Below are 16,833 nucleotides of genomic sequence, written 5' to 3' on the forward strand. Positions count from 1 at the left end.
GTGCAGAAATGAAGGGGTGCGGAATATGGCGATGAACAACCTCGAGCGCGTACAGAAAACTCTGGGGCTATTGGGGCCCGCGCTCAATACCTTCATCGCAAGCACTCTCACTCCTGATCTGGGCGACAAGTCATGGATCGACCTCCTCCGCGCGAAGGATGCGACGAAGGGCGCTTCGCCGGACAAGGCTTACAACCCCGATGACGTGCAGAACGGTCTGCGAATGCTGACCGACAACATCCCGAATGCCGTCAAGAAGGGCTGGTATCCCTTCGATGCCAAGCTCTCTCGCGTCCAGAAGAGTTACGCCGAGGAACTGAAAGACGTCCGTAACCGGGCGCAACATTTCGAACCCTTCAACAACGACGAAGCGCAACGGGCGCTCGATACCGCGGAGCTGTTCCTCAAGGCCATCGGGGCGCCTGCAGAAGCCGAACAGGTGCGAAAGATTCGCATCGACCTGCGTCGTGTTGCGTCCGATCGTGAGGACACGCGAGCGGCACGGACGCTGGGAACTGCAGACGTTCGGGCGGACAACTTGCCGCCGTGGCGCGAGGTCATCAGTCCGCACCCGGACGTCGCCAGGGACAACTTCAACGCGGCTGAGTTCGCTGCCGATCTCCACACTGTCGCGGAGGGCGGTGAGGCAGGGGAGTACTCGGACGCAGTTCAGTTCTTCGAACGCACCTACCTGACGGAGGGCCTCCGAGACCTCATCCAACGCAACGTTGCGCGCCTGTCCGGCGACATGAACGCCTCACCAGTCGTTAACCTGCAAACCAACTTCGGCGGCGGCAAGACCCACTCGATGCTGGCGCTGTGGCACCTTGCGTCGGGCTTGAAGAGCGGAAGCTATCCCGACGACGTAGCTGCTCTGGCGCGACCGCTGGACACACTGCCCAATGGCGTTCGGCGCGTTGCCCTCGTCGGCAATCAGATGGAACCCGCGAGCGAGGACACGCGTGACGGGCGACCGAACATTCGCACGATGTGGGGCGAGCTCGCCTGGCAGCTCGGTGGGCAGGATGCGTACGACGTCATCGCAGCATCAGATCGCGCATCGACGAATCCAGGGGCGTCGCTACGCGAGCTTTTCGACCTATATTCGCCTGCAGTAATTCTCATCGACGAATGGGTCGCCTACGCGCGTCAGCTCATCACCCCGCAAGAACTCCCGTCCGGCACCTTCGACACTCAGTTCACGTTCGCGCAGACGCTGACCGAGGCCGCAAAAGCGGTCAAGGGAATTCAGGTCGTCATCTCCATTCCTGCGTCGTACGACAACCGCGTCGACAGCGACGAGATCAACGATGAGGAAGTCGGCGGTGAGAATGGGCGCGAGGCACTTGCACGTCTGAAGTCTATCGTCGGCCGCACGGCCGACCACTGGCTCCCGGCCAACCCGCAGGAAAGCTTCGAGATCGTTCGACGTCGAATCTTCGTCGCACCGGACGGTGACACCCTGGCGAAGATCAGCTCTATTTCGAAAGCGTTGGTCGAGTACTACCGCAAGTATCACTCCGAGTTTCCAAGCCAGACAACTGATCTGGACTACGTGGACCGGATCAAGCAGTGCTACCCCATTCACCCCGAACTGTTCGACCGTCTGTACGAGGACTGGTCGACGATGAATCGCTTCCAGCGCACGCGTGGTGTCCTTCGCATGATGAATCGTATCGTGGGAACTTTGTGGCGCAGCGAAGATGCTGCGCCGTTCATCATGCCTGGGCTTATTCCGCTGGAAACGGATTCGGTGATCACCGAGATCACCCAGTACCTCGACGACGGATGGCGGCCCATCCTGACCAGTGACGTCGCCGGTGAGAACTCGGCGCCGCGCAACATAGATCAACAGAACGAGCATCTAGGACGACGCAGGGTGGCACGGCGTCTGGCCAAGACCATCTTCATGGACGCGACGCCGACCCTGCACACTGCCCACAAGGGCATCGACAAGCAACGCATCTTCCTGGGCACTGCGATGCCCGGCGACGTACCTGGCAACTTCCACTCAGCCCTCGATCACCTCGCCAATAATTCGACCTACCTCTACACCGATGCCGGCCGCTATTGGTATGACACGCAGGCGAATACGACGCGCGCGGCTCGCGATCACGCCGACAACCTACCGAAGGCCGACGTCTGGGCCGAGATCGAACGACGGCTCGAGATCGCGCGGCGGTCGACGCTGGACAGAAGCTTCGTCGGTGTCCACGTATGTCCGTCGTCGACAGGTGACGTGCCTGACGAGCCTGCTACGCGACTCGTCATCATCCCGCCGGAGTTCACTCACACAGCGCGCAGTACCTCCAGCACGGCACTCGAATGGGCCCGAAACTGCTTGGAACACCGAGGTACTGCGAATCGTGGTTACAAGAACTCCCTGATATTCCTAGCAGTCGATGATAAGAGGGTACGCGAGCTGGACGAAGCAGTCAGGCAGTTCTTGGCCTGGCAGTACGTCAAAGACAATGCCGATGGTCTTGGTCTCGGTGGACAGCAGACGCGCCAGGCACAGGATCGGGTGACGAAAGCCAACACTGTCGTGGACGGACGACTTCTGGATACGTTCACGTGGGCTATAGCAGCGAGTCAGCCGAGTGGACCGTCGTATGTTTTGGAGACGTTCAACGCAGGTGGGACCACCACCGACCTCGTCGCTCGGACTGCGACGCGAATGGTGGAGAAGAGTCAATTGTCGATGACCCGATCATCGAGCCTGATATCGATGGACCTGACTGGTGAGAACTTGGCGCCGAGTTGGGCACCTGGGCACATCTCGGTCGGTGCTTTGTACGCGCTGTACGCCACCTACCCGTATCTGGCGAGACTCAAGAACCGCGATGCTTTGGTCGACGGTCTGCTGTCGGTCTACAACGACACCACCTGGCAGCTCAGTGGATTCGGGTTCGCAGCGGGCTTCGACGAGGCAACAGGTGAGTATCTCGACATTCACTTGCCCAGCGATGTAGCCACACCTCAACTGATCGACGATGCGCTGGTGGTGAAGCCGGATCTGGCGCAGGCTCAGCGCGACCGTGATGTCAAAAAAATTGGAGGGGGAGGCGACGGGCCAGGTGAGGACGGCCGCGGTGACGGTCCGGGCGGCTCCGGCGGTGGAGCAGACGGAGGCACGGGCACTGGTGGCGGCAAACCGGAGGTCGTCAGGATGACTCGTTACTTCGGGTCCGCAACGCTCGACGGCAACTTCCCGGCACGAGACTTCTCGACGATTCAGCAAGAGATTCTGGCCAATCTGTCGGGGCTGTCGGGTACAAATGTCGATGTGCGAATCGAGATCAGTGCCTCCAACTCGACCGGTTTCGACGACTCGTTGATCCGAACAGTGCGGGAGAATGCGAGCACCCTGGGTTTCGACCAGTCCGAATTCGACATCAGCTAAGCGCATGACAACGGCACCGGATCTGGCCCAGACGACCGAACTCGGGTGTCGTTCTCTGTTTCGTGTCAACAGTGACGCCCATCTGTCTGATCGTGTCCATGAGCAGTTGTACGCGTGGTGCAAGGAAAAGAACTGGGACGCAGACAAGATCGTCGGACCCGGCATCGTCGAGATAGCTGACGGTGTCACTGCCTCGCTCGTCCGCGAGGAACGGCAGGATGGCAGCACCATCGAGAGATGGCGCTTCCACCAGGACGAAGGCCAGGCCATCTGGGTCACCCAGGTGACAACCCTCGTCGACCGGAACAGTTCCGGATGGGTGTGGACCGATGTGTCCGGTCCGGACACCCAAACCCCTGGCGTGCCACGACTGGTGCGGAACATCCTGCAGGTCACCGAAGGCCTCGACGGGGCGTATCGACTCACAGCGGAGCCGTACCGCGCAACCGTCGACGACGTCGACGACATCTACAACGCAATCATGGATCCGGACCGACGCGGATTTCTTTTCCTTGCCGGTGCAGACGACAACGTCAACATTCCGCACGCGGACTGGCTGGGGTTCATCTCGAAACTACTTGCGGGAACACGAGGCATCGCCAGTGCGTACGTCCTCGATGCGACGGCGACGCTCGCACTGAATGCGCGTCTGCCAGCATCTCACCGCGTCCGGGAGTGGGCGGTGCGAACGTTCCTTCCTGATCCGCGACTCGACGATCCACGAGATGGGGTGCGGCATCGCATCTTGACGACGGCCCGGATCGTCGAAGACTCGCGATCACGGTTGCGAGGATTGCTCGCGCGGTCGGCTTGCCGTCATTCCGCGGGGATGCCGTTGCCGCACGAACTGGTGCGGATCGACCGGAAACTACGGCAGCTACTCGACGACACCATCGTCGATCGGGTCGAGGTCAGCGCTCCAGTCGAAGAGCTCGCTCCCGCACCAACAAAACCTCAAACGCCAGCAGCGCTGTCGGATGTGGAACCTCCTACGTCGAGAGGTGTGTTCGCCGCGTTGCGATCGGTGGTGTCGACGGTGATCGGTTCGGCAGAAGTGACGGTCGACGCGGTGGCCAGACTCGGTGCTCTGGCATCAGAAGCATTGAGCAGCAATCGCAGTCTGGATCTGATCAGGACCAGACTGCGAAGCCTGGAGAACGAGCGCAGCAATCTGGAAGATCAGAATGTCGAGTTTCTTCGTCGCGCACAGGACGGGCAGGACGAACTTGCTGCGGCTCGAATCGACCTCGATGACGCAGAAAAGCAGCTCCGACACCTACGTTCCGAGCTCGCGAAACTGGACCGCGCGGGGACTGTGGCTTGGGTACCCGAAACGAATCCGGCCGACGAGCCTCCGACGACTTTCGCCGAGTTGATCGAGCGAATAAGCGAATTCGAGCATGTCCGCTTCACCGGTGAGTCGAAGTATGCACTCGAGTTGGACGAGCACGGCCTTCTGGAATGGTCGATCCGCACGTGGAGCGCGTTGCGCGGGCTGAACGACTACTGTCGACTGCGCTCGTCCGGTCAGTTCGACGACAGCGTGGACGACTACATCAACGCCGTGCCCGCGGGATGCGCGGTCATCACCCCGGGTAGCCACGCAAGCGGCGAGACGAAATCGACCCAGAGCCATCCACTTTTCGGTCCACCCCGCATACTGCCTGTGCCGAAAGTTGTCGACCCAGCGGGCAAGGTGTTCATGGGCGCTCACGTGCGAATCGCGAAGTACGGCAGCGTCAGTCCGCGGATGCACTACTTCAATCATGCGACGGGCACCGGAAAGATCTACGTCGGATACATCGGTGAGCATCTGCCGAATTTTCGGACCACCTGACCGGGCTCTCTGTTCGGTGCGGAACTTGTCGTACCCCTGTGGCAGTCTGAGGCGTTCTCCGAGGGGGAGGGCGCGGGCGAACGCTCGCAAGTTAGGACTCATGTCCTATGACCACGGGGGTGGTTATGAGTACGAACAGTATTGATGGCGAACAGGCGCGTGAGCATGCGAGATCGCTCAAGAACGATGCGTTGATGCAGGTTGGAATCGCAGCTGGAGTCTACGTATTCCTACTGATCGCACTGTTGCCCCTCAGACTGGCGGACGACCCTGCACCGGGATTCGAGCCGTGGGTCGTCGTCGTGAGCATGGACTTCGCCGACGCCGCTGCCATCCTCGGTGTGTTGACGGGCGCAATCGTAGCAATCAATCTGATCGTATGGCAGTCGATACGGGGAAACCCCGATCTCCGTGCTTACGCGTACGGACGGCTGATGGAGCTACCCGCGTTCCTCATTGGTCAGGCGGGCGTGTTCGTGGCGATATCTACCATGATCGGATATGCACCCACCGGGTTCGATCTACCCCGAATGGCAACCATTCTGATCTCGTGCGTTGCGGTCGTTGCAATTTCCGTCCACACAGTAGAAGGACTAGACAGTGGGCGCAGTTTGCAGCGCGAGGTTCGCGCGGGAGGTATCAACGGCGACATTTGGCAGCTGGAAAACGTACTGCGCCGTTGGCCGTTGCGGCACGGCTCGCAATGCTCGGTACGTAAAGCGGTAATTAAGGATCTGTGCATCTCGACGGCGTGGTCCGCAACTATTTTCGCCGGCGCCGTTCTTATCTGTGCGGCCCTGAAGAACCATGTGTGGGTTGGTTTCGTCTATTCGATCGTTGGAGTGGCTGTCTCGTTGGTCCTGTCCATTGTTTTCGGTGCCGCTGTGGTGTATCTCGTACAGGGCTTCGTAACCAGGAACCCGGGTGTGGTCCTGTACGTTGGCATGCTTTTCCTGGTGTTCACAATGTTGCTCATACCTTTGGCAATTCTTGCGATGGAGTCAATGCAGAATGGTCCGGTGCCGCGGGCCGTGCAGGTGGCGCTGCTCATCGTGGTGCCCGTGTCGATTTTCTTGATGGCTGTCGCAGCCGTATGGCGGCAAGGTCCTGTCTGGCTGCCAGGCGGCGGTATCCAGGCAATGGTGCGGAACGGTGTCGAAAGGAAGCTCTGCCGTCTGCGCCGATACGAGTCGGAAGCTGCGGGCAATTCTCAGCCACGACCGTCTCCGAGGAGCGGAGGCTGGCTCGAGCGAGTATCCAACTGGTACCGCGAGGTGACTGGTGCCACGCCACCGCAGTAATGAAACGGCCAAATTAGTTGGGGGAGAAGAACATCCAATGCGCTTCGTGTGATAGCATGCTCGATGACTGCGGGAGCCACGCCCGCCAGCTGGGTCCTCGTCGGCTCAGGCCGGCGCAATCGCCGAGATTCCCTGCGCCCGAATCACTTCGGCCATGCGGTCGTCGTAGGTCACGATTGCATCCAGAACGGTTCGGGCCTGGGTGATAAGTGCCGCCGTTCCACTCCTTCGTACGGCGCGCAGAAGCTCTGTTCGCGCCAGGTCCGACGAGACGAGCACGCGTGTTTCGTCGCGGATCCATGTCAACAGCGACGGTGATTCTTTCTCCGCCACAACAAGTTTCACTAGGACGGCAGTGTCCATCTAGAAGGCCGCAGTGTCAGAACCGTTCGGATCCACGAATCTCGGACAGTTCACTCGACAGATTGGGCCCTGGAAGCGGTTCAGCGAGCTCGTTGAGGTCCCGTCGTGCCGGACGCATAGCTCCTGTCGCGATCAGTTCGCCGAGAGGCGAGGAAGGTATGGATGTCAGCCGTGCGACCGGTCGGCCGTGGTCGGTGATCGTGACCGACTGACCTGCTGCAGCCTCGGCGACGACCGCCGACGCATTCTGCTTCAGAGCGCGAATCCCAACCTCGGTCATGTTCTTCGGTGTCGAACAATTTCAGCGGTGCCCGGGTCTCGCGAGTCATCGTCGTTCGACCGCGTCGGATTGCACACTCGCGGCCCCAGTCGACGGAAACCCGTCGATACACGTCGACGGTGTGCACTCAGTTGCGCCTGAGAGTCGGACCTCGTCTGAAATGTCCGAATATCCACACGGCCCAGGACAATTCGGGCGACGGTGATTTATCGTCCTACCCGTGAACCTACCGACGTCCTATCGACTCGTCCCGATGCGCCCGCGGGACCCGCAGGAACCGCACAGGGCAGCCAGTCCGCTGGAATTGTTCTTCGACCTCGTGTTCGTCGTCGCCGTCAGTATCGCGGCGGTCCAGCTGCATCATGCGTTGACCGAGAACCACATCGCCGACGGCATCGTCAGCTACCTGATGGTGTTCTTCGGGATCTGGTGGGCATGGATGAACTTCACGTGGTTCGCGACGTCGTTCGATACCGACGATTGGCTCTACCGCGTCCTGACGGTCGTACAGATGGCGGGCGTGCTCGTCCTGGCGGCAGGTATCGAGCCTGCGTTCACCGACAAGGACTACACGGTAGTGGTCGTCGGATACATCGTGATGCGCATCGCGATGGTCGCACAGTGGGTGCGGGCGTCGAGATCCCCCGAGCACCGGGCCGCGGCACTGACCTATGCAGCCGGGATCACCACGATCCAGGTTCTGTGGCTGCTGTGGCTTCTGTTGCCGGGCGGGCCGGTGCAGTACATCGGATTCTTCGTGCTCGCCGTCGCCGAGATCGCGATCCCGGTCGTCGCCGAGAGAAACGGTACGACGCCATGGCATCCGCACCACATCACCGAGCGCTACGGGCTGTTCACGTTGATCCTGCTCGGTGAGTCCTTGTTGGCGTCGTCGAACGCCATCATCGAGGCGTTGCACGACGAGACTGCTCTCGCGCCCCTGATCTCCATCTCCGTCCTGACCCTCGTGGTGACGGCGTCGATGTGGTGGATCTACTTCTGGCCGCCGCATCACCGGGCGATCGCAAGTCTCGGCAGCTCACTGAGATACGGCTACATGCATTACTTCATCTTCGCCGCAGCAGGTGCGTTCTCGGCGGGCATCGAAGTGGAGATCGACGTCCTCACCCATCACAGCGAACTCGGTGACATCGCCGCATCGTTCACGGTCACCGTCCCGATCGCGGTCTTCGTACTCGGAGTGTGGTTCATCGCCATCAAGGACAACGCCGATCGAGTCGTCAACACCGTCGTCCCCGTCGGTGCGCTGTTGGTACTGCTCGACCCGATCATCCCGATTCCGATCACCCTGACGGCCGCGGTCATGGTGCTCATCGTGGCGGTGCTCGTCGTGCGCAGGCCGCTCGGCACCGAGCATGAGAAACTGGCCGCATGAGTATCGGAACCTTGATTCTGCTTCGCCACGGCGAGAGTGAATGGAATGCCTCCAACCAGTTCACCGGTTGGGTCGACGTCCGCTTGACGGACAAGGGCGAGGCCGAGGGAAAGCGTGCGGGCGAGCTGCTCGCCGAGGTAGGCGTATTGCCCGACGTGCTGTACACCTCACTGCTGCGCCGCGCGATCAGCACCGCGAACATCGCGCTCGATGCCGCGGATCGGCACTGGATCCCCGTTGTCCGCGACTGGCGTCTCAACGAGCGTCACTACGGCGCGCTGCAGGGTCTGAACAAGGCCGAGACCAAGGACAAGTACGGCGACGAGCAGTTCATGCTGTGGCGTCGTAGCTACGACACCCCGCCGCCGGCGATCGAGGCCGGCAGCGAATACAGCCAGGACGCCGATCCGCGCTACGCGGATCTCGACAGCGTGCCGCTGACCGAGTGCCTGAAGGATGTCGTCGACCGGCTCATCCCGTACTTCGAAGAGGTCATCGTCGCGGAGCTGAAGGCGGGCAAGAACGTCCTCGTCGCCGCGCACGGTAACTCGCTGCGTGCGCTCGTGAAGTACCTCGACGAGATCTCCGACGCCGACATCGCAGCGCTGAACATCCCGACCGGGATTCCGCTGCAGTACGACTTCGAGGCCGGGGGCGGAAAGCTCGTGCCGTCGAACCCGGGCGGAACGTACCTGGACCCCGAAGCCGCCGCCGCAGGCGCCGCCGCCGTCGCGAATCAGGGCGCCAAGTAGGCATTGTGCCGGAACAGTAGATGAACGAACGAAGAACACTGTCGACGAGGACTGTAACCACCAGGGAAATGCCTGCACCCTGCGTATGTGAGCTGTCCATCGAACGTACGATTCCGGTGTGAGTGTTGCATCGGCCGTCCTGCTGGCATTGTCTGCAGCGTTCGGCGGATATCTCGTCGGCGGTGTTCTCATTCCGTTCCTCAACACGCGGCACTCGGAACGACGACGGGCCTCGTCGGGCCTGACGATGTCTCAGGTTCTGGACCTGATCGTGTTGGCGTCGGAGAGCGGAATTGCAGTCGTCGACAAGTTCCACGACGTCGTGCTGTTCAATCCGCGAGCCGAGGAGTTGGGTCTCGTGCGTAACCGCCTCATCGACGATCGAGCGTGGCAGGCCGCGCAGAAGGTCCTTCTCGACGGCCAGTCCGTCGAAGTGGATCTGACGTCGAAGAGTCCGCGTACCGGTCGGGACAAGATCGCTGTGCGCGCTACTGCGCGGCTGCTCAGCAAGGAGGACAGCAGGTTCGTCGTCCTGTTCGCCGACGACGATTCCGAGCAGGTACGGATGGAGGCGACGCGCCGTGACTTCGTCGCGAACGTCAGCCACGAACTGAAGACTCCCGTCGGTGCGATGAGTTTGCTGGCCGAGGCATTGCTCGAATCGGCCGACGACCCCCAGTCGGTGCGCCACTTCGGCGGCAAGGTCGTCGTCGAATCCAAGCGGCTCGGCAACATGGTGACCGAGTTGATCGCCCTGTCGCGACTACAGGGTGCCGAGAAGTTGCCCGACCTCGAGGTCGTCGACGTCGACACCGTTGTGGGCGATGCACTCGATCGTTCCAAGCTGGCAGCGGAGAACGCGGGAATCACCGTCACCACCGATCATCCGAGTGGACTCGAGGTGCTGGGGGATCAGACGCTGCTGGTGACGGCGCTCGCGAATCTCATTCAGAACGCGATCGCATATTCCCCTGACGGCTCCCCGGTATCGGTGAGCAGGGCGCTGCGCGGCGGGTCGGTCGCCTTTGCGGTCACCGACCGAGGCATCGGCATCGCCAAGGAGGACCAGGAGCGGGTCTTCGAACGATTCTTCCGCGTCGACAAAGCACGCTCGCGGGCAACCGGTGGAACGGGCCTCGGCCTGGCCATCGCCAAACACGTCGCAGCCAACCACAACGGGAACATCTCGCTGTGGAGCAAGCTCGGCACCGGATCGACCTTCACTCTGCAGATCCCTGCCTATTTCGAAGAAGACGACCTCGGGTCGACAGAAAGTGAGCAACAGTGACCAACGTGCTGATCGTCGAGGACGAGGAATCGTTGGCCGATCCACTGGCCTTCCTTCTGCGCAAGGAGGGTTTCGAGGCAACCGTCGTCGGCGACGGGCCGTCGGCGCTCGCGGAATTCGACCGAGCAGGGGCAGATATCGTCCTGCTCGATCTGATGCTCCCCGGCATGAGCGGAACCGACGTGTGCAAGCAGTTGCGTTCGCGCTCAGGGGTTCCCGTGATCATGGTGACCGCACGCGACAGTGAGATCGACAAGGTCGTCGGCCTGGAACTGGGTGCGGACGATTACGTCACGAAGCCGTATTCCGCGCGTGAACTCATCGCCCGGATCCGCGCAGTTCTCCGCCGCGGCAACGATGCCGATCTCGACGGTGTCGCCGATACCGGTGTGCTGGAGGCAGGCCCGGTGCGCATGGACGTCGAACGCCACGTGGTGATGGTCAATTCGGAGCAGATCACGTTGCCGCTCAAGGAGTTCGACCTGCTCGAGTATCTGCTACGCAACTCGGGCCGCGTCCTGACGCGTGGCCAGTTGATCGATCGGGTGTGGGGTGCGGACTACGTCGGCGATACCAAGACCCTCGACGTGCACGTCAAACGACTGCGGTCGAAGATCGAGTCCGATCCGGCCAAGCCCGAACATCTGGTCACCGTACGCGGACTCGGATACAAGCTGGAGGGCTAGCGGCAGGGTCGAGTGCACCCCGCGTGCACTCGACCCTGCCCAGGCTCAGAACGGGTTGTAGACCCACGTGTCCCGGAACGGGTAGCCAGCAGCGTGGACGAGCCAATGGCCTTCCTGCCGGCATTCCTTGACGATGTAGTGGCCGTCCCCGCGGCACTCGACGAGCCGCGTCGTTCCCCACGGGCTGACGACGATGGAGCGTAGATCGCTCTGGCCCGCGCTGCCCGAGTCGATGCCGCCCGGCTCGAGGACGCCGACGAACTGCCAGGTGGCGTCGTACCAGTTGTCGTTGATCTGGTCGGCCGATGCCGTGGGCGCAAGCCCTGCGGCGAGCCCCAGCGCAATGGCGGTGGCGGCCAACATCTTCTTCATCATGGTTCGGTGCCCTTTCGTCGTTTCTCGTCCCCGATACACGCAGTGTCGGTCCGAGTCACCCGCGCACGGGCCCGTTCGACCGGAAATCATCCTTCGAGGATCAGACGTGTCGGGATTCACCTCACGGGCGACATTTTGGAGATGAACTCAACTAACTACGGTCGTAGTGTGGATGTATTGCCATGCGGACATACATCGACCGTGTGGCTCGACCCCACAATGGAAGAAGATCGGCCATGAAAGCCCTGCAGTACCGCACCATCGGTTCCCGTCCCGAACTCGTCGACATCGACAAGCCGACGCCCGGTGCTTCCGAAATCCTGCTTCGAGTCACCGCAGCCGGTGCCTGTCACTCCGACGAGTTCATCATGGGGGTGCCGGAGGAGGAGTACTACTTCAAGCCACTGCCGTTGACGCTCGGTCACGAGGTTGCAGGCATCGTCGAGGCCATCGGCAACGGAGTCACCGGCGTCGAGATCGGCGAGTCGGTCATCGTCTACGGCCCGTGGGGCTGCGGCCGGTGCTACCACTGCGCCCAGGGTGACGAGATGAACTGCGAGAAGGGCATGCGTGCGCCCGGAATCTTCAGCGACGGCGGAATGGCCGAGTACATGATCGTCGACGACGCGCGCCACCTGGTTCCGCTGGGCGATCTCGACCCGGTGACCAGTGTGTCCCTGACGGACGCAGGCCTGACGCCGTACCGCGCCGTGAAATCCGCGCTGACCAGACTTACTCCGGGTACGACGGCAGTCGTCATCGGCGCAGGCGGCCTCGGCCACGTTGCTATCCAGATTCTCAAGGCCCTGACGCAATCGACCGTCGTCGCCCTGGACGTCGGAGAAGATCAGCTCGAGTTCGCACGCAAGGTCGGCGCGGACCACACGTTCGTATCGGATCCTGCGGCCGTGGATTCCGTCAAGGGCATCACCCGTGGCCTCGGCGCGGAGGTCGTCTTCGACTTCGTCGGCATCGCACCGACAACCGACCTCGCCGCGAAGATGGTGGCCACCGCCGGTCAGGTCGTCGTCATCGGTGTTGCCAGCGGTGCAGTCCCGATCGGTCAGCGCACCGTGCCTCTCGACGTGACCGGCCGCGCGATCAACTGGGGATCACGTGCCGAATTGATGGAGGTCGTCGAACTCGCCAAGCGCGGTGCCATCGAGATCCACGTCGAGAAGTACAGCCTCGATCAGGCAACGGACGCATACGACAACCTGCACGCCGGAAAGATCCGGGGACGCGCGGTCATCGTTCCCTAGCCCTGTTCGGTTCGCCGGCCGGCTGTTCGGTTCGCCGGTCTGCTATTTGGTTCGCTGCGCCTCACGCGTCGCCGGGTGCACCGCGATGAGTCCGAGCCCTCGGCGACGCCTGCACAGTGACGCCAACTCGTCGTATGCAGGCTTGCCGAGGAGTTCGGTCAGCTCGGGTTTGTACGACTCGAACACCTGCTTGGCGCCTACGTGCGCGTCCGGGGAGCCGGAGCAGTACCAGCTCAATTCATGGCCGCCTTCGCCCCACCCGCGCCGGTCGTACTCGCCGATGGTCGTCTTCAGGATCTCCGTGCCGTCCGGACGTGTCACCCAGTCCTGGGTGCGGCGAATGGGCAGCTGCCAGCACACGTCGGGTTTGACCTCGAGCGGCTCGATGCCCTTGCGCAGAGCCATCGAATGCAGCGCACAGCCGATCCCGCCCGCGAATCCGGGCCGATTCTGGAAGATGCACGCGCCCTTGTAGCGGCGTGTGCGGAGCGACTGCTCGTCATCGAGATCGTCGTACTCGACGTATCCCTTCTTGCCGAGCCCCTTGTCCATCAGCTGCCAGTCCTCGGCAGTGAGCATTTCGACCGAGGCGTCGAGTTTGCGCTTGTCCTCGTCGTCGGACAGAAACGCCCCGTGCGAGCAGCAACCGTCGTCGGGTCGTCCGGCGACGGTTCCCTGGCATGCAGGGGTGCCGAACACACACGTCCAGTTCGACAGCAACCACGTCAGGTCCGCCGAGATCACGTGCTCGGAATTGTCCGGATCGGGGAATTCCACCCATTCGCGGGGGAAGTCCAGGTCGACTTCTGCAGCGAACTCCTGCTGCTTACTACCTGCTGTCACAAGTGACGACGCTAGACCCAGTACCGTAGTGATGTGCGATTAGGGGTGCTGGACGTCGGAAGCAATACGGTGCATCTACTCGTCGTCGATGCCCATCGAGGGGGACACCCGACCCCGATGAGTTCGTCGAAGGCCACGCTGCGGCTCTCCGAGAACACCGACGCCGACGGAAACATCACCCGCGCGGGTGCAGATCGCCTGGTCAACGAGGTGGGGGACTTCGCGGCTATTGCGACGAGGTCCGGTTGCGAGGAACTCATGGCGTTCGCGACGTCGGCGGTACGTGATGCTCACAACAGTGACGCAGTTCTGGCGCGTGTTCTCGATGAGACGGGCGTCGCATTGCAAACGTTGTCGGGAGTCGACGAGGCACGGCTGACGTTCCTCGCGGTTCGACGGTGGTACGGCTGGAGTGCAGGCCGAATTCTGAACCTCGACATCGGCGGCGGATCCCTCGAACTGACGTCGGGAAGCGACGAGGATCCAGACATCGCGTTCTCGCTCCAGCTCGGCGCGGGCCGGTTGACCAGGGACTGGCTCGACGCCGACCCGCCCGGCAAACGACGCGTCGCCGTCCTTCGGGACTGGCTCGACGCGGAACTCGCGACCCCGGCGAAGGAACTGCTTGCCGCGGGCGAGCCCGACCGTACGGTCGGCACATCCAAGACTTTCCGGTCGCTCGCGCGGCTGACCGGCGCAGCCCCGTCGGCCGCAGGTCCGAGGGTCACGCGAACATTGACTGCGAACGGTCTCAGGCAACTCATAGCGTTCATTTCGAGGATGACTGCGTCGGACCGTGCAGAATTGGAAGGAGTCAGCGCCGACCGATCACCGCAATTGGTGGCAGGGGCGTTGGTAGCGGAGGCGAGCATGCGAGCACTGTCGATCGATACGATCGAGATCTGCCCGTGGGCGCTCAGGGAAGGTTTGATTTTGCGGAAGCTGGACACCGAAACGGACGGCGATCTGGTGGTGAGCACGACGTGACCGGTAGCACTACGGACCCGGAGGACACCGGGCAGATCTCTGTCGCCGAATTACTTGCACGCAACGGTCAGAAGACCGACCTGAACGCGGGTGGGCGTCGTCGACGCGGCGTCAAGGGCGGCATCTCGGTCGCCGAACTGACCGGAGAGATCCCCATCGTCAGGGCCGCGCCCGCGGCCGTCGACGCACCCGTCATCGAGCCCGAATCCGAAGCACCACCTACTCGGACTCGATCGACCGCGCGCAGGCAGGCGGAACCCGAACTGCTGTCCGGATCGACGACGGCTGCCGCGGATCTGCTCAACCAGGCACACGATCTCAGCGAGGCGCGCGATCTGAACCAGGCGCGTGATGACGGCCAGGTGCGCGATGACAGCGAGCGTCGGCCCTACGGCGCGCGTCCGTCCCAGCGTCCGGTTCCTGTGACGCAGCGCCCTGCCCCCGAAGTTTCCAAGCCCGATGTTTCCAAGCCTGACGTGTCCAAGCCTGCCGAGCGCAGTGCCAGGACTTCGGGATTCGTGCCGAGAAGTCGAGCTGCCCGAACCGAGGACGCCGAACCGAAGACCGACGTCCGGCCCACGCCCGCAGGGCCGGTGACCGGCAAACCCCAGACACCGCAGGCATCGAAGGCGGAGGCGCCGCAGAAATCGGAAGCACAGCGGGCCACGGCCCTGGTGCAGCCGAGGACGCAGGCGATTCCGAAGGCAGAGTTGCCGACGCCAGTGTTGCCGAAGGCAGAGTTGCCGAAGCCGATGTTGCCGGCTGAGGACGCGGCCGAGAAGGTGTCGTTGGTCAAGCCTGCGAGCGAGCAGGAAGACGCGGCCACCGCAGTGTCCGATACCGAAGTGTCCGATGCTGAAGTGTCCGATACCGAAGTGTCCGAGGCTGCGGGCGCAGCGCCTGCTGTCAAGAAGGACGCCGCACGGCAGTGGCTCGTGCTCGCAGGTCAGGCCGTGGTGTCGATCATTGTCGGAGCACTGCTGTTCAAGGGCTTCGAGAAGCTGTGGGACGTGCTGCCATGGGTCGCGCTGATCCTTGCGGTGCTGGTCATCGTGGGACTCGTCGCGGTGGTCCGAATTCTGCGGCGGACCGACGACATGATCAGCATGGTCATCGCCATCGCGGTAGGCGTGTTCGTGACACTCGGGCCGCTGGCGTTCCAACTGAGTACTGGCTGACAAGGACGTGCATGCCCGCGTCTGATGTCGCCATCGGCCTGTCCACCGCCTCGGTCTACCCGCAGAACACCGAAGCAGCGTTCCGCTACGCGGCCGAATTGGGCTACGACGGCATCGAGCTGATGGTGTGGGCGGAGTCGGTCAGCCAGGACGTCGAAGCTGTCGCGGCACTGTCGCGGAAGTACGGAATTGCGGTGCAGGCGATTCACGCGCCGTGCCTGCTGATCTCGCAGCGGGTGTGGGGAGCTGACCCGGCGGCGAAATTGGAGCGATCGGTGCAGGCGGCGGAAAAGCTGGGAGCGGCCACCGTCGTCGTGCATCCGCCTTTTCGGTGGCAGAAGAAGTACGCCGACGGTTTCGCGGATCAGGTTGCGGATCTGGAGATGGGTTCCGACGTCGCCGTGGCTGTCGAGAACATGTTTCCGATGCGCGCGGACCGCTTCTTCGGTCGGAAGGAAGGCTCGGCCGCTCGGCTGCGCAAGCGGGGTGGTCCGGGTGCTGCGCTGTCGGCGTTCGCGCCGTCGTACGACCCGACCGACTCCGGGCATGCGCATTACACACTCGATCTCTCCCACACTGCCACGGCGGGCACCGATGCCCTCGAGATGATGAACCGAATGGGCGACGGTCTGGCGCACCTTCACCTCGCCGACGGCAGGGGAGCGTCCGTCGACGAGCACCTCATCCCCGGACACGGCGACCAGCCGTGCGTCGAGGTGTGCACTGAACTGATGCGACGCGGCTTCCGCGGCCAGGCGGTCGTCGAGATCAACACGCAGAACGCGCGAACGTTGCCGGAACGGGCGTCGATGCTCGGCCAGGCATTGGATTTCGCGCGGCGTCATCTGAGCTAGACGCCGCTCGATCCGCAACATCCGAAAG

Annotated in this window: 15 protein-coding genes; 11 read left to right on the forward strand and 4 right to left on the reverse strand. The window is 62.5% G+C overall.

What is annotated here, in order from left to right:
* The first annotated feature begins 31 nt into the window (after window positions 1–31).
* The 3 genes from RY1_RS14860 (at window position 32) to RY1_RS14870 (ending at window position 6,541) form a co-directional block, all read left to right on the forward strand.
* Window positions 32–3,403 carry a DUF499 family protein gene (locus RY1_RS14860; protein WP_503629806.1) on the forward strand — a complete coding sequence of 1,124 codons (3,372 nt, stop codon included), beginning with the start codon at window positions 32–34 and terminating at the stop codon, window positions 3,401–3,403.
* A 4-nt stretch (window positions 3,404–3,407) separates the two neighbouring features.
* On the forward strand, window positions 3,408–5,240 hold the full coding sequence (locus RY1_RS14865; RefSeq protein ID WP_072804387.1) for a hypothetical protein: 1,833 nt from the start codon (window positions 3,408–3,410) through the stop codon (window positions 5,238–5,240).
* A gap of 125 nt (window positions 5,241–5,365) precedes the next feature.
* A complete protein-coding gene (locus tag RY1_RS14870) occupies window positions 5,366–6,541 on the forward strand; it encodes a hypothetical protein (protein ID WP_139279861.1) in 1,176 nt (391 codons plus the stop codon).
* Between the two features lie 105 nt (window positions 6,542–6,646).
* On the opposite strand, the gene RY1_RS14875 is transcribed toward RY1_RS14870, so the two are convergent.
* Together RY1_RS14875 and RY1_RS14880 are read right to left on the reverse strand one after the other, a co-directional pair.
* Entirely contained in the window at window positions 6,647–6,874 is a 228-nt protein-coding gene (locus tag RY1_RS14875; RefSeq protein WP_218019803.1) for a hypothetical protein, read from the reverse strand.
* Between the two features lie 46 nt (window positions 6,875–6,920).
* Window positions 6,921–7,184: a type II toxin-antitoxin system Phd/YefM family antitoxin gene (locus RY1_RS14880; protein WP_072804392.1), complete on the reverse strand. Its 264-nt coding sequence runs from the start codon at window positions 7,182–7,184 to the stop codon at window positions 6,921–6,923.
* A 253-nt stretch (window positions 7,185–7,437) separates the two neighbouring features.
* Here RY1_RS14880 and RY1_RS14885 point away from each other — a divergent pair, with 253 nt between their 5' ends.
* The 4 genes from RY1_RS14885 to RY1_RS14900 all read left to right on the forward strand — a co-directional run bounded on the left by RY1_RS14885 (window position 7,438) and on the right by RY1_RS14900 (window position 11,306).
* Window positions 7,438–8,580: a low temperature requirement protein A gene (locus RY1_RS14885; protein ID WP_072804393.1), complete on the forward strand. Its 1,143-nt coding sequence runs from the start codon at window positions 7,438–7,440 to the stop codon at window positions 8,578–8,580.
* Window positions 8,577–9,332 carry a phosphoglyceromutase gene (locus tag RY1_RS14890; protein WP_072804395.1) on the forward strand — a complete coding sequence of 252 codons (756 nt, stop codon included), beginning with the start codon at window positions 8,577–8,579 and terminating at the stop codon, window positions 9,330–9,332. Before RY1_RS14885 ends, RY1_RS14890 begins: the two co-directional genes overlap by 4 nt.
* 118 nt (window positions 9,333–9,450) lie before the next feature.
* Window positions 9,451–10,620, forward strand: a complete 1,170-nt coding sequence (locus RY1_RS14895) for a sensor histidine kinase (protein ID WP_072804397.1) — start codon at window positions 9,451–9,453, stop codon at window positions 10,618–10,620.
* Window positions 10,617–11,306: a winged helix-turn-helix domain-containing protein gene (locus tag RY1_RS14900; protein ID WP_072804399.1), complete on the forward strand. Its 690-nt coding sequence runs from the start codon at window positions 10,617–10,619 to the stop codon at window positions 11,304–11,306. The genes RY1_RS14895 and RY1_RS14900 overlap by 4 nt, the downstream gene beginning before the upstream one ends.
* Window positions 11,307–11,351: 45 nt before the next feature.
* Here the strand turns inward: RY1_RS14900 and RY1_RS14905 are convergent, their stop codons facing one another.
* Window positions 11,352–11,681, reverse strand: a complete 330-nt coding sequence (locus tag RY1_RS14905) for a hypothetical protein (RefSeq protein ID WP_072804400.1) — start codon at window positions 11,679–11,681, stop codon at window positions 11,352–11,354.
* Between the two features lie 236 nt (window positions 11,682–11,917).
* Between RY1_RS14905 and RY1_RS14910 the strand changes: the two genes are divergently transcribed.
* The gene (locus RY1_RS14910; RefSeq protein WP_072804402.1) at window positions 11,918–12,943 is read left to right on the forward strand and encodes an NAD(P)-dependent alcohol dehydrogenase; all 1,026 of its coding nucleotides are present in this window, start codon (window positions 11,918–11,920) and stop codon (window positions 12,941–12,943) included.
* Between the two features lie 42 nt (window positions 12,944–12,985).
* Here the strand turns inward: RY1_RS14910 and RY1_RS14915 are convergent, their stop codons facing one another.
* The gene (locus tag RY1_RS14915; protein WP_072804404.1) at window positions 12,986–13,786 is read right to left on the reverse strand and encodes a DUF3109 family protein; all 801 of its coding nucleotides are present in this window, start codon (window positions 13,784–13,786) and stop codon (window positions 12,986–12,988) included.
* A gap of 33 nt (window positions 13,787–13,819) precedes the next feature.
* Between RY1_RS14915 and RY1_RS14920 the strand changes: the two genes are divergently transcribed.
* From RY1_RS14920 to RY1_RS14930, 3 genes are read left to right on the forward strand one after another with little or no spacing between them, the layout of a single operon-like run.
* Complete coding sequence (locus RY1_RS14920; protein WP_072804406.1) at window positions 13,820–14,773, forward strand: Ppx/GppA family phosphatase; 954 nt, start codon at window positions 13,820–13,822, stop codon at window positions 14,771–14,773.
* On the forward strand, window positions 14,770–15,951 hold the full coding sequence (locus RY1_RS14925) for an Rv0497 family membrane protein (protein ID WP_072804408.1): 1,182 nt from the start codon (window positions 14,770–14,772) through the stop codon (window positions 15,949–15,951). The genes RY1_RS14920 and RY1_RS14925 overlap by 4 nt, the downstream gene beginning before the upstream one ends.
* 11 nt (window positions 15,952–15,962) lie before the next feature.
* Window positions 15,963–16,805: a sugar phosphate isomerase/epimerase family protein gene (locus tag RY1_RS14930; RefSeq protein ID WP_072804410.1), complete on the forward strand. Its 843-nt coding sequence runs from the start codon at window positions 15,963–15,965 to the stop codon at window positions 16,803–16,805.
* The last annotated feature ends 28 nt before the right edge of the window (window positions 16,806–16,833 follow it).

The organism is Rhodococcus yunnanensis NBRC 103083 (assembly GCF_001895005.1).
Lineage (GTDB): Bacteria > Actinomycetota > Actinomycetes > Mycobacteriales > Mycobacteriaceae > Rhodococcoides > Rhodococcoides yunnanense.